Here is a 13,734-nt window from a genome sequence, read left to right as displayed (position 1 = left end):
GTCGTGTCATTCGTGACGTGCTGTCCATGTCGTGACATCGGTGCTGAGGCATTGATGTCGTGACATCGATGATGGGTCATCCATGCTTCGGCATCGATGACCCGTCACTGATGACGCCACACCGATGCTGCGACATCGATGCCGCGACACCGGTGATGGTGCATCGATGTCGCGACATGGATGAGGCGACATCGGTGCCGCGACATGCGTGCCGTGACATCGATGGCGTGACACCGATGACGCGACACCGATGACGCGACACCGGTAGTCAGTGGCCGGCGGACGGCGCCCGTGACCGCTCGGCGGCGGCTGTCGGCGACTCTTGGCGGCCGTTGGCGGAGGCAGGCCGGATCGGGGCGGTGCGGGGTCGACATTTGCCCGGTTTGTGAGGTGTGTCATGCCGGACCCCGGTTGGCTTGACCAGGCGGGGCGGGGCTGGTCTTCTGGTGGGCCGTCAGAGTCACCCAGTCGCAGAGGAATGCCGTGCGCTCCCGCCGTACCGCTGTCGTCGCCGTCCTGTTGCTCGGTCCGCTCGCGCTCGCCGGGTGCACCAGCGCGAAGAAGGGGAGCGGGGGTGGCAGTAGTTCGGGGGCGGCCTCGCAGGGGACGAATCCGCTGCAGAACCCGGACGGGACCAAGCCCGGGCTGGCGCCGGTCGGCTCCGACGCCGACAAGAAGGCCGGGCGGGACCTGATCGCCAAGGTCAAGACGGCCGATCCCGGTCCGAAGACCGGTTACGACCGCGACCAGTTCGGGCCGCCGTGGACCGACAACGTGGACGGGGTCCCGCTGGGGCACAACAACTGCGGGACGCGCGACGACGTGCTGGCCCGGGACGGGCAGAACGTCGAGCACAAGGACGGCTCGGCCTGCGTGGTCACCGGGATGACCATCTGGGACCCGTACACCGGCAAGACCGTGCAGTGGAACAAGCAGCAGGCGTCGAAGATCCAGATCGACCACGTGATGCCGCTGTCCTACGACTGGCAGCAGGGTGCCGCGCAGTGGGACAAGGCGAAGCGGGTGCAGATCGCCAACGACCCGCTGAACCTGATCCCCGCCGACGGGTCGCAGAACGCCTCGAAGGGCGACTCCGGTCCGGCGACCTGGCTTCCGGCCAACACCGCGGTGCAGTGCTCGTACGCGATCCGGTGGGCGCAGGTGTCGCTGAAGTACCAGCTGCCGGTGACGCCCGCCGACAAGAAGACGATGCTCTCGCTCTGCGGCGGGTGAGGGGTGTGAGGTAGGCCGCGCCGGGACGCGCGGAGGCCCGGGGCCGGTCGGGCTCCCCGGGGGACGGGGAGCCCGACCGGCCCCGGGCGTTCTCGGGGACGCCGACCGGTCGGCCGGGGTCAGCTGCCGGACTTGGGGGTCGCGGTGAGGTCGTACATGGTGGTGCTGCCGACCGTCTTGGCGGTGTAGGCGGACGACACCCAGGAGGCGATCTCCGAGGAGTAGCTGGAGCCGCCCATGCCGCCGCCGCCCATGCCGCCGCCACCGATGAACCAGTGCACCTTGCCCTCGGCGACCAGCTTCTTGAAGCCGTCCAGGGAGAGCGACGGGTCGCTGCCGTTGAAGCCGCCCAGCGCCATCACCGGTTCGCCGCTGGCGAGCTGGTAGCTGGCCTGGTTCTGCGAGCCGACCGCGGCCGCGACCCAGGTGTACTTGTCGGCGTCCTGCTTGAGCAGGTCGGCCACCTCGGCGGAGACCTGGGCGCCGTTCAGCAGGCCGCCCATGCCGCCGCCTCCCATCCGACCGCCGGCCATGCCGCCCGTGCCGCCGAAGCCGCCGCGGCCGTCCCGGCTCTCGCCGGTGCCGGTGCCGGTGCCGGTGCCGGTGCCGCCGCCCGGGAAGCCCGGGAAGGTGCCGTTCTGGCCGCCCGTCCGGCCGCCGCCCGGGAAGCCGCCGCCCGGGAAGGTGCCGCCGCCCCGGCCGCCGCCGGGGAAGCCGCCGCGGCCGCCGAAGCCGCCCCGGTCGCCCTGGACGGCGGGGCCGGCCGTGACGATGGAGCCGCTGTGGCCGGTGGAGACGGTGTCGAGGGCGTACGCGGTGGGGCCGGCCAGGCCGGCGGCGAGGGCGGTGAGGCCCGCGAGGGTGGCGATCCGGCGGCCGGTGGGGCCGGCGATCCGGGTGGAGAAGAGCAGGGCGAGGGCGGCGAGGATGCCGCCGATCAGCACCGCGTTGCGCAGCCACGGTACGAACTGGGAGCTGCGGCCGAGCAGTTGGTGCGCCCACCAGGCGGTGACCAGGACGGTGACGGCGAGCACCGCCGCGTACGGCAGTCGGTGCCGGGCCCGCCAGAGGCCGTCGGCGCCCATGCCGACCAGGGCGGCGACCGCCGGGACGAGGGCCACCGTGTAGTACTGGTGGAAGATGCCGGACATGAAGCTGAAGGTCAGGCCGGTGGAGAGCAGCCAGCCGCCCCAGACCAGGAAGGCGGTCCGGGCCGAGTCGGTGCGCGGGTGGCGGCGGGTCGCCCACAGGCCGAAGGCCAGCAGGATCAGCGCGGCGGGCATCAGCCAGGCGATCTGCCCGCCGATGTCGCCGTCGAACAGGCGGGTGAGGCCGGTGGAGCCCCACATGCCGCCACCGCCGCCGGGGGCGCCACCGCCGCCGGGGGTTCCGGTGCCGCCCGGGACTCCGGCGCCGCCCGGGCCCCCGAAGAGGACGCCGCCCTCGGCGCCGCCGCTGAGGAAGGTGCTGCGCCCCCCGCCGCCGACCGAGCCGGTCTCGTTGCCGGTGATCCGGCCGAAGCCGTTGTAGCCGAAGGTCAGCGAGAGGAAGGAGTTGTCCTGCGAGCCGCCGATGTACGGGCGGGCGGAGGCCGGCATCAGCTCGACGATCGCGACCCACCAGCCGCCGGCCACCACCATCGCGACGGTGCCGTACAGCAGTTGGAGGAGGCGGCGGCGCGGCGCGGTGGGCGCGCAGACCAGGTACACCAGGGCGAAGCCGGGCAGCACCAGGAACGCCTGGAGGGTCTTGGCGAGGAACGCCAGGCCGAGCATCACGCCGACGAAGACGATCCAGCGGGTGGACGCCGCCTCGGTGGCCCGGACGATGCCGTACGCGGCCAGCGTGAGCAGCAGCACCAGCAGCGCGTCCGGGTTGTTGAAGCGGAACATCAGCGCCGCGACCGGGGTCAGCGCCAGTGCGGCGCCCGCGACCAGGCCGCCGAGCGCGGAGAAGCGGCGGCGCACCGTCGCGTACACGGCGGCGACCGTGCCGACGCCCATCAGGACCTGCGGGGCTAGCACGCTGAACGAGTTCAGGCCGAGGATCCGGGCCGAGAGCGCCATCGGCCACAGCGACAGCGGCGGCTTGTCGACGGTGATGAAGTTCGCCGCGTCCGAGGACCCGAAGAACATCGCCTTCCAGCTGACCGAGCCGGCCTGGACGGCCGCCGAGTAGAAGGCGTTCGCCCAGCCGGAGGCGGTCAGGTTCCAGAAGTACAGGACGGCCGTCGCCAGCAGCAGGCCGAGGAACGCCGGGCGCACCCAGCGGGCGTCGTCCGCCCGTCCCCGCCAGGTGCGGGCGGGCAGCGTGCGCAGCCGGCCGGCCCAGGAGGCCCGGCCCTTGGGGCCGACGGGCGGCAGCGCGACGGGCGGGAACAGCGCCTCAGCGGGCCGCTCGCCCCCGGCCCCGGCGGGCGGGAGCGGCGTCGCGTCGGGCCACCGGGTGGGCCCGGCCGCCGGGTCGGCCGCGGCGCCTGCCGTGCTGCCGGCCGTGCTGCCGGTCGGGCTGTCGGCGGCGGCCGCGACCGTCGGCGGCGGGTACTTCGCGGCGTCGGGCCACGGCTCGCTGGTCGGAGGAACGGAACTGGACGTGGTCATGGGCACTACGCTCGGAGGCCCGGCTGAGAGGGTGATGAGAGGCGGCTGTGAGGCCGCTCTAATCTCCTCGCGAACGGGTGGCGTACGCCTCGGCGAGGGGCGCGGAAGGGGCGTGCGGGCCCCGGAAGGGGCGGGTGCGGCCCGGCTGACGGTCAGTCAGCTCGCGGCCGAGCCCGGGGCGGCCGAGCCCGGGGCGGCAGCGGTGGCCGGAGCCGAGCCCGGGGCGGCGAGGCGTTCGCCGAGCCAGGTGAGGGCCGGGGGGATCTCGCGGGTCCAGGTGTGGAAGTTGTGGCCGCCGCTGTCCAGGGTGATGGTGGACAGCTTGGTCGGGGCCTTGAACGCGGCCACCATCTCCTGGGTGGGCCCGTAGTTCTCCTCGTTGCGGCTGGTGGCGAGGAGCAGCGAGACCGGCGGGCCGGGGTGGTTGCGCAGCCGCCAGAGCAGGTCGTTGTCCCGCTTGACCTGGTCGCTGCCGCCGAACAGGTCGCCGGTGGTGGGGTCGTTGTGCACGTCGTAGTAGCCGGACAGCGCGATCGCCGACCGATACGCGTCGGGCTTGCGCAGCGCGAACTTGACGGCGCAGTAGCCGCCGGTGGAGTCGCCGATCACGGCCCGCGACTCGGGCCGGTCGTCGACCCGGTAGGAGGCGGACATCGCCTTCGGCAGGTCCTCGGTGAAGAAGGTCTCCACCTGCGGGCCGTTCGGGACGTCCATGCACTCGGTGTCGCGGTTGCCGACCAGGGTGGGCCGCATCATCACCAGCACGGTGGGCGGCAGTTCCTTGGCCTCGATGGCCTTCAGGGTGGACGCCGGGTACTGCAGCAGCGAGATCAGCTTCTCCGGCGTGCCCGGGTAGCCGGACAGCGCGAGCAGCATCGGGAAGCGGGTGTTCGCGTACGCCGGCTGGAAGTACTGCGGCGGCAGGTAGACGTACGCGGGGGTGCCGGTCAGGCCGGTGGCCGCGCCGTGGATCTCCACCTGCTGGATCACCCCGGAGCGGTCCTGCGCGGAGCCCTGCGCCGAGTACATCTTCTGCTCGCCGGTCACCGCGACGGCCTTGCCGCCGGGCTGGTGGTCGACCACGGTGCCCGGGCTGCCGTCCAGGCCGAGCAGGTCGCTCCAGGTCGAGTAGAAGCCGAAGTACGAGTTGGCGACCAGGCCCATCGCGACCAGCACCGCGACCTGCGTCCCGAAGAACGCCCCGAGCCGGCCGAGCCAGGACCGCCAGCTGCGGCCGCCGAGCCGGGGCCACAGCCACATGGTGGCGGCGAACGCGGCGACGGCCACCAGGGTGGCGATGATCTGCAGGGGGAGTCCGGTCAGGCTGGGCACCCGATGATCGTAAGGTACGCCTTCACCGGGCTCACAGCGGGATCCCAGCGGGCTCCCAGCAGGTTCACGGTTCGGCCAGGCGCTCCCCAATCGCTGCCCAAGCGCTCCCCAGGCGCTCCCCAAGCGGGCCCCTCGCCGGCGGCGCAGGGCCGTCACTCCTCCCGGCTAGGCTCCGGCGATCATGAGGACACCCGAGGAACTGCACCTGGTCGACTGGACGGCCCTGGAGCGCGGTTGCGGAGACGGCGACCCGCCCGAGCTGATCCGGGCGCTGTACGCCGCGGACCGGGACGTGGTCGATGCGGCGCTGGACGCGCTGTTCGACAGCGTGCTGCACCGTGACGCCGTGTACCCGGCGGCGGTCGCCGCCGTCCCGTACGTGGCGCACGCCGCCGCGCACGCCACCCACCGGCGGCACGTCATGCTGATGTTCCTGTCCATGGCGGGCGGGGTGCAGGAACAGGTCTGGACCGAGTGGGAGGCGGAGGGCGGCGCCCGGGTCGCCGAGGAACTGCCCGGCCTGCTGCACCTGCTGCGGGACGCGGAGCCGGAGGTGCGGCGGCAGGCCGTGCGGGCGGCCCGGCGGGCGGCGGGGGAGTCGCTGCCGCCCGCGGTGGCGGCGCTGGCGGCCCGCCTGCGGGAGGATCCGTCCGGACGGGTGCGGGCCGAGGCGCTGATGGTGCTGAACCGCCTGGAGGCCGACCCGGCCGGGCGGCTGCGGGCGGCGCTGGCCGACCGGTCGCCCGCCGTCCGGGCCACCGCCGCGCTCTGCCTGCTGGAGCGGGCCCGGGCGCCGTACCCGGCCGCACTGGTGGACGTGCTCGTGGTGGACGCCGGTGATCCGGAGTTCCGGGCCGACTGGGACGGCTGGTTCCCCGGTGTCGGTATCACCGAGGACCGGCTGGAGCGGCTGCTCGACGCCGACCCGGCGGCCGGGCTCGCGGTCGCGGCGGGCTGGATCGCGGCCGGTGACCACGAGTCCCGCGGGGTCCGCCGCGCGCTGCGGGTGGCCGACACCTGCCGCGGCCGGGACGCCGAGATCGCCGCGCTGCTGCTCGCCGCCCTGGCGCGGCGGGGCGGGGCGGGACGGATGGTGGACGTCCTGGGCGGCCTCGCCGACTGCGTGGGGCGCGGCGTCGACCCGGCGCCGGTCGTCGAGGCGGCGCTGCCCCTCCTCGGCTCCTCCGACGAGGCGACCTCCCGGTGCGCCCAGGGGATCCTGGCCGAGGCCGGCGACACCCGGCTGCTCGACCTCGTCCCCGACCCCGACCCGTCCGCGCTCGCCGTGCTGGCCGCCCGCACCGGCGACCCCGCCCTGTGCCGCCGGGTCCTGCGGCCGGAGCCGGTCGGTACCTGCTGCGACAGCTGGCACGGCAGCCCCCGCGACGTGCTCCTGAACGCCCTCACCCCGGCGCGCGCCGCCCCGCTGCTGCCCGACCTGGTCCGGCTGCTGCGCACCTCGCCGAGCCCGCAGCTCGCCCACGCGCTCGCCGGGCTCGACCTCGCCGACCCCGAACCGGTCAGCGAGCTGGTCGCGTTGACCGGCCACGCGAACCCGGTGCTGGCGCGTGCCGCCGCCGTCGCCGCCGCCCGGCTCGGCGCCGACCCGGAGCCCGCGCTGCGGCTGCTCGCCGAGGGCCTCGCCGAGGGCCTCGCCGGGAGCGAGCGGCACCTGGCCGACACCGCCCTGCTCGGGCCGGTCGGCGCACCGCTGCTGCCGCTGGTGGAGCGCTACCTGACGGCCGACCACCACGCGCGGGTCCGGGTGGACGCCGCCGAGGCGCTGTGGCGGATCACGGGGGACGGGGAGCGGGCCGCCCCGCTGCTGCTCGCCGAACTCGGCCCGAGCCGCCACGGGGTGAAGGCGTTGACGCTGCTGCGCCGGACGGGTCGGCCGCTGCCGCCCGAGCAGCGGGCGCTGGTCGCGCGGTGGCCGGACGCGAGCCCGGCCGAGTTGCGGGAGCGGAACCTGCTCTGGGGTCCGGAGGATGACGCGCGGATGTGCGAGGAGGTCCGGCTGCTGCGCGCCCGGCAGCCCTGACCCGGGGGCGGAACGGCGGCGGCCCGCCGCACCCTCCGGGGAGGGTGCGGCGGGCCGCCGGTCGGTGACGGGTGTCAGCCCAGGCTGTTGTAGATGGTGTTCAGCAGGGTCGAGCTGTCGTCGTCGTTCTCCAGGGCGAAGGCGAAGATGCCGCCCAGGCCCTTGTTCTTGGCGTACGCGGCGCGGGCCTGGATGGCCTTCGGGTCGTCGCCGGTCCAGAAGTTGGTGCCGTCGTAGACCCAGGTGCTCTCGGTCACCGGGTCCCAGTGGGTGTTCTGGGCGGTGAGGGTGAGTTCGCGCCAGCTGGCCAGGCCGGCCTCCTGGCTGCCGGGCTTGGCGGGGGTGGCGCCGGTGGCCTTCTGGTAGAGGCCGTAGTTGTCACCGGCCTGGACGCCGGTCCAGCCGCGGAAGTAGAACGGGATGCCGAGGATGATCTTGTTGGACGGGAAGCCGCCCTTGATCCCGTACTCCGGCAGGCCGGTGGTGTACGCGGCGAGCGTGGTGTCCACGTTGTACTTGGCGGTGCCGGGGGCGATCGGCGTGGTCGGGTCGGCCGGGCTGTCGTGCAGCGGGTCCTGGAGGTTGGTCGGGCCGGTCGCGTCCCACGAGCCGTGCATGTCGTAGGTCATGATGTCGGCGTAGTCCAGGTACGCGCCGATCTTGTCGGTCTCGATGTACTGGATCTTGTCCTGGCCGGACGGCAGGGCGGCGGTCAGCAGGAACTTCTTGCCGAGGGTCGCGCCGTACGAGTCGAGCTGGCTGCGGAACTCGGCGAGCAGCGCGGTGAAGTTCTGCTTGTCGGCCGCCGAGTAGTGGTTGCCGGTGTGGCCGCCGGCCGAGCCCGGGTACTCCCAGTCGATGTCGATGCCGTCGAAGATGCCGGTGGCGCTGGCCGCGCCGCCGGAGGCGTCACCCGCGACGCCGGTCGGCAGGTTGCCCTTGAGGAACATGTCGATGCAGGACGAGACCAGCTTCTTGCGCGAGGCGTCGGTGGCCGCCGCGTCGGAGAAGTACTTGGAGTAGGTCCAGCCGCCCAGCGAGAGGGTGACCCGCAGGTTCGGGTTCTTCGCCTTGAGCTGGCGCAGCTGGTTGAAGTTGCCCTTCAGCGGCTGCTGCCAGTCGTCCGCGGAGCCGTCGACCGAGATGGCGCCGGAGAAGTCCATCTGGTAGTCGGCGTACGCGTCGGCCGCGCCGTCGCCCGCGTTCGGGTTGTCCTCGTGGCTGGCGTCGGAGGCCTTGACGGCCTCGAAGCAGTTGAGGTTGGTCGGGTGGATGTTCTCGAACGCGTACGAGATGACGTCCAGCTTGGCGCCGGCGCCCGAGGTGTTCACGTTCTTCGGGTAGTAGGCGGCGTCGTACACCGACCACTGGTCGAAGTACGCCGACTTGAGCGGCTTGGCGGTGGCGGGCGCGGCGGCGGTGGTGGTGGTCACCGCGGCGGACTGCTGCGAGGCGTGCCCGGCCTTGTCGTACGCCTGGACGGTGAAGGTGTACGAGGTGCTCGGCAGCAGCGAGGAGACCGTGATGCTGGTGCCCATCGAGGTGCCGACCAGCTGGCCCTTCGACCAGACCTTGTAGCCGACGTAGTTGTCGGTCGAGTCGGTCGACGCGGTCCAGTTCAGCACCACCGCGTTGGCGGTGGTCCGGGTGACCGCGAACCCGCCCGGGACGGTGATCTTGCCGTCGCCGGCCGGGCCGTTGCCGGTGCCCGAGCTGGAGCTGGGGCTGCCGGACGGCGACGCGGAGGCCGAGCCGGACGGGCTGGACGAGGCCGAGTTCGACGGGCTCGGCGAGGCCGAGGTCGAGGCCGAGGCGGAGGTCGAGGCCGAGGCCGACGCGCTGGGCGAGGCGCTCTGCGAGGCGCTGGCCGAGGCGCTCGGGGTGGTGGTGGTCGTCCCGGGGCCGCTCAGCACCAGGTCGTCCGCCTGGTACGCGCCGGTGCCGTACCAGCCGTGGGTGAACACCGTCACCGAGGTGGTGGACGCGCCGGTGGTGAAGGTGGTGCTCAGCTGGGTGTAGTTGGCGGCGCCCGGCGTCCAGGTGGACGCGTTCACGCCGGTGCCGGTGGCGCCCAGGTACACGTAGCTGCCCTTGAGGAAGCCCGACAGCGTGTACTTGGTGTTCGGCTGGACGGTGACGACCTGCTGGCACTGGCCGGTGTCCGCGGCGGTGGCGTTGCCGTTCAGCGCGTAGGACCCGCCGTGCACGGGGGTGCTCACCACCGAGCCGTTGGTGCAGGTCCAGCCGCTCAGCGAGCCGGACTCGAAGTCGCCGTTGGCCAGCAGGTTGACGGTGGCCGCCGAGGCGGAGCCGAGCGAGAGCGCGAGCGCCGTGGAGCCGACGGTCATCGCGGCGGCCACCACGAGGGCGCCGGCCCGGCGGCGGGACGGAGCCCGGCGCGGGGTCGACTCGGTTGCGGGCGTGGCCCGTTCAAGCATGGGAGGAACCTCCGGAGGTGTGGGGTTGTCCGGTAGGTGCAGTCGTCCGTGGGGGACCAGGTGGGAGCCTGCGCGCTTGGGGTGAGCGCGTCACCTAGATTGGACTGGACCATTCGGCGCGGTCAAGGATTTCGGCCCACGAACCGTCAGGAAGCTTTCCGATCAGTCGTTTCGGGGGTTTTGCGGCCCCCCTCCCCGCCGGGGGCGGCCCCGGCCGGAGACCAGCAGCACCGCGGGCAGCGCGACGCCGGCCAGCACCCAGCCCGCGGCCGGCAGCGTCGCCAGGGCGCCGAGCACCGCCACCCCCAGCGCCGACCCCGCCTGCCGGACCCCGTTCAGGGCGCCCTGGCCGGTGGCCGCGTACTCCGGCGGGGCGGCGACGGCCATCGCGGCCGCCGCCCCCGGGATCGAGAGGGTGCCGGTCGCGGCCAGCGCCAGCTCCGCCGCCACCAGCAGCGGCACCGGCGGGTGCGGCCCGCCGCACAGCGTCAGCAGCAGCCCCGCCAGCACCCCCGCCGACATGCCGGCCAGCAGCACCGGGCGCGGACCGTACCGGGCCACCAGCCGACCGGTGAAGAACGGCATCACGCACACCGGGAAGGCGATCGGCAGCGAGGCCAGCCCCGCCTCCAGCGGACTCAGGCCGTAGCCGTGCTGGAGCCGCACCGCGAACAGGTACAGCCCGCCGAAGTACCCGAAGCAGGACACCGCCGCCGCGACCATCGCCACCCGCACCCTCGGCAGGGCCAGCAGCGCCGGCGGCAGCACCGGCGCGACCGCCCGGCGCTCCACCGCCGCCAGCGCGGCGAAGCACAGCAGCGCCGCCCCGACCGGCACCAGCGCCGCCGGCCCGCCCCAGCCCCCGGAACCCGCCGCGCCCGCCTCGACCAGGCCGAAGGTCAGCAGGCCGAGCCCGGCGGTGCACAGCGCCAGCCCCGGCCGGTCCAGCGCGCGGACCGCCCGGACCGGCGGCGCGGGCAGCCTGCGGGCCAGCAGCAGCGCCGCCAGCGCGATCGGCGGGTTCACCAGGAACGCCAGCCGCCAGCCGCCCAGTTCGACCAGCGCCCCGCCGAGCACCGGGCCGGCCGCCGCGCCCAGGCCGCTGAGCGCCGTCCAGGCGCCGATCGCCCTGGTCCGGCGGCCCGGATCCGGGTTCAGGTGGATCAGCAGCGCCAGCGAGGCGGGCACCAGCCCCGCCCCCGCCGCCCCCAGCAGCGCCCGCCCGCCGATCAGCCACCCGATCCCGGGCGCCGCCGCGCAGACCGCCGACAGCACGGCGAACAGCCCCAGCGCCCAGCCGTACACCCGCCGGGCGCCCCACCGGTCGGCGACCACCCCGCCCGCGAGCAGCAGCCCCGCGAAGACCACCGTGTACGCGTCCACCGCCCACGGCAGCGCGGCGGCGGCCGGGCGCAGCGAGGACTGCACGTCCGGGACGGCCACGTTCAGGACCGAGGTGTCGAGCAGGACGAGCAGGTTGCCGGCCGCGATCCCGGCGAAGGTCAGCCCGGCGCGGACCCGCGAGGCGGGGCTACCGGGGGCAGACGGGGAAGGGGAAGGGGAAGGGGAAGGGGAAGGGGAAGGGGAAGGGGAAGGGGACAGGAGGGGAGGTGCCGTGGTCATGGCCGCAGCCTGGCCCGGCGGGCGGGCGGTCCGCGACGCCGGGAATCCGATGGCCCCATCGGAGTGTCCGATAAGGGGTGATTAGGCTGGGGCGGTGGACTCCCGTCATCTGCGCGCCCTCGTCGCGGTCGTCGACCACGGCGGCATCTCCGCCGCCGCCCAGGCCCTCGGCTACGCCCAGTCCAGTGTCAGTGCCCAGCTCGGGCGGCTGGAGGCCGAGTTGGGCGTCAGCCTGCTGGTCCGGGCCGGCACCGGCGCGGTGCCCACCGAGGCCGGCGCCCGGGTGCTGCCGCACGCCCGGGCCGCCCTCGCGCTGGAGGACCAGCTGCGCCGGGCCGCCCTCGGCGACCGCCCCCGGCTCCGGGTCGGCGCCCAGGAGTCGCTCGCCCACGCCTGGGTGCCCGACCTGCTGGCCGCCGCCGCGTACGCGGGCACCGGCCCCGGGGCGGACGTCGAACTCACCGTGGCCGACCGGGCGACCCTCGAAAGGCGTTACGCCGCCGGGGAGTTGGACCTCGTCCTGCAGTACGACAACGGGGCCCGCGGCCTCGGCCCGCACACCGTCGTCGGCCATGACCGGACGGTCCTGGTGGCCGGCCCCGGGCACCCGCTGGCCGGGCGGGAGCGGGTCACGCCCGAGCAGCTCCTCCCGTACGAGTTCCTGGTCGCCGAGCGCGGCTGCACCGCCGAGATGCTCGTCGACCGGCTCGGCCGCGACCTGCTGGCCGGGGCCCGGCTGACCACGTTGCAGGGTTCGCTGTCCGCGCTGCTGCGGCTGGCCGGGCACGGTCACGGCCTCTCCCTGCTGCCCGAGCCGGCCGTCGCCCGGGAGTTGGAGGACGGCGAGCTCGTCGAGCTGCGGCTCACCGAGCCGCTCCGCCCGGTCGCGATCCTGGCCCGGCGGCGGCCGCGGCCCGGGCCCGGGGTGGAGGCCGCGGTGCGGTCCCTGCTGGCGGTGGTGGGCCGGGTGGGGCCGGCGGCCCGGCGGTGAGGGTTCCGAGCGGGCGGGCGCGCCCGTTGTGCGCCCCTGGCTCGTAGTTGCACATAACTTGCAATTGCATCCATATAAGCGGAAGGATGGCCCGGCTCACCACCTCGCACCACCGCCCCTGGAGGGAACGCCCATGGCAGCGCCCAGCCGTCTGCGCGACCGGCTCACCCGGGAGGAGTGGCTCCGGCTCGCCGGGATGGGCGGGTTCGTCCTGCTCCTGCACGTGGTGGGCTGGGTGACCCTGCTCGCGGTGATCGCGCCGCAGCACTACGACGTCGGCGGGCAGGTGTTCGGGGCCGGGATGGGCCTGACCGCCTACACGCTCGGCATGCGGCACGCCTTCGACGCGGACCACATCGCGGCGATCGACAACACCACCCGCAAGCTGATGGGGCAGGGCAAGCGCCCGCTCTCGGTGGGCTTCTGGTTCTCGCTCGGCCACTCGTCGATCGTCTTCGGCCTGTGCGCGCTGCTGGCGTTCGGCATCCGCTCGCTGGCCGGCCAGGTCGAGGCCGACGACTCGGCGCTGCACAACGCCACCGGCCTGATCGGGGTCAGCGTCTCCGGCACCTTCCTGGTGCTGATCGGCCTGATCAACCTGGGCGCGTTCAACGGCATCCTCAAGGTGTTCCGGCGGATGCGCCAGGGCGACTTCGACGAGGCCGAGCTGGAACGGCAGTTGGACAAGCGCGGCTTCCTGAACCGGATCCTCGGCCGGGTCACCCGGGCGGTCACCAAGCCGTGGCACATGTACCCGGTGGGCCTGCTGTTCGGCCTCGGCTTCGACACCGCGACGGAGGTCTCGCTGCTGGTGCTGGCGGGCGGCGCGGCCGCCTTCTCGCTGCCCTGGTACGCGCTGCTGGTGCTGCCGATCCTGTTCGCGGCCGGCATGAGCCTGCTGGACACCATCGACGGCTCGTTCATGAACTTCGCCTACGAGTGGGCGTTCTCCAAGCCGGTCCGGAAGATCTACTACAACCTGACGGTGACCGGCCTGTCGGTGATCGTGGCGCTGGTGATCGGCGTGATCGAGCTGGTCGGCCTGCTCGCCGAGAAGCTGGACATCACCAGCGGCCCGATCGGCTGGATCGGCTCGCTGGACCTCAACCTGGTGGGCTACGTGATCGTCGGCCTGTTCGTGGTGACCTGGGCCGGGGCGCTGGCGTTCTGGAAGTTCGGCCGGGTCGAGCAGAAGTGGGGCGCGAGCCTGCGCGAGCAGGCGTAGCGGCCGGGTCCGGGTTTCGAGGTCAGGGGGCGTCCCGTCGGGGCGCCCCCTCCGCATGTCGGGAACTGTTCACGTCGGCACCCTTGTCGCGTCAACTTCTACGCGCGTATCTTCTGGAACCGGATCTACGCGAGTAGCCCGCCAGGACCGCCCGGACGCCCGGACCGGCCCCGGCCGCCAGCCTTCTGACGAACCCTCGACACCACCCGGGGCGCCCGCGCGGCGCCCGGGCCCCGGTCCTGCCACGAAGG

At 74.0% G+C, this 13,734-nt stretch carries 8 protein-coding genes; 4 read left to right on the top strand and 4 right to left on the bottom strand.

Going from position 1 to position 13,734, the window contains the following annotated elements; genetic code table 11:
* The first annotated feature begins 483 nt into the window (after positions 1-483).
* Positions 484-1,233, top strand: a complete 750-nt coding sequence (locus KSE_RS09585) for an HNH endonuclease family protein (protein WP_014135094.1) — start codon at positions 484-486, stop codon at positions 1,231-1,233.
* A gap of 119 nt (positions 1,234-1,352) precedes the next feature.
* On the opposite strand, the gene KSE_RS09580 is transcribed toward KSE_RS09585, so the two are convergent.
* On the bottom strand, positions 1,353-3,833 hold the full coding sequence (locus KSE_RS09580) for an ArnT family glycosyltransferase (protein ID WP_014135093.1): 2,481 nt from the start codon (positions 3,831-3,833) through the stop codon (positions 1,353-1,355).
* Between the two features lie 156 nt (positions 3,834-3,989).
* Positions 3,990-5,165: an alpha/beta hydrolase gene (locus tag KSE_RS09575; protein ID WP_014135092.1), complete on the bottom strand. Its 1,176-nt coding sequence runs from the start codon at positions 5,163-5,165 to the stop codon at positions 3,990-3,992.
* Between the two features lie 181 nt (positions 5,166-5,346).
* Here KSE_RS09575 and KSE_RS09570 point away from each other — a divergent pair, with 181 nt between their 5' ends.
* On the top strand, positions 5,347-7,206 hold the full coding sequence (locus tag KSE_RS09570) for a HEAT repeat domain-containing protein (RefSeq protein WP_014135091.1): 1,860 nt from the start codon (positions 5,347-5,349) through the stop codon (positions 7,204-7,206).
* Positions 7,207-7,280: 74 nt separating this feature from the next.
* Here the strand turns inward: KSE_RS09570 and KSE_RS44470 are convergent, their stop codons facing one another.
* Positions 7,281-9,644, bottom strand: coding sequence for a glycosyl hydrolase family 18 protein (locus KSE_RS44470; protein WP_051055153.1), 2,364 nt, complete (start codon positions 9,642-9,644; stop codon positions 7,281-7,283).
* A gap of 162 nt (positions 9,645-9,806) precedes the next feature.
* Entirely contained in the window at positions 9,807-11,267 is a 1,461-nt protein-coding gene (locus KSE_RS09560) for an MFS transporter (RefSeq protein ID WP_014135089.1), read from the bottom strand.
* 94 nt (positions 11,268-11,361) lie between these two features.
* Between KSE_RS09560 and KSE_RS09555 the strand changes: the two genes are divergently transcribed.
* The gene (locus KSE_RS09555; protein ID WP_014135088.1) at positions 11,362-12,258 is read left to right on the top strand and encodes a LysR family transcriptional regulator; all 897 of its coding nucleotides are present in this window, start codon (positions 11,362-11,364) and stop codon (positions 12,256-12,258) included.
* A 133-nt stretch (positions 12,259-12,391) separates the two neighbouring features.
* Positions 12,392-13,483, top strand: a complete 1,092-nt coding sequence (nicT, locus tag KSE_RS09550) for a Nickel transporter NicT (RefSeq protein ID WP_014135087.1) — start codon at positions 12,392-12,394, stop codon at positions 13,481-13,483.
* Positions 13,484-13,734: the final 251 nt, after the last annotated feature.

Origin of the sequence: Kitasatospora setae KM-6054, assembly GCF_000269985.1 — a bacterium.
In the GTDB taxonomy this organism is placed as follows: Bacteria; Actinomycetota; Actinomycetes; order Streptomycetales; family Streptomycetaceae; genus Kitasatospora; species Kitasatospora setae.
This window is presented reverse-complemented; position numbering and strand designations above follow the sequence as displayed.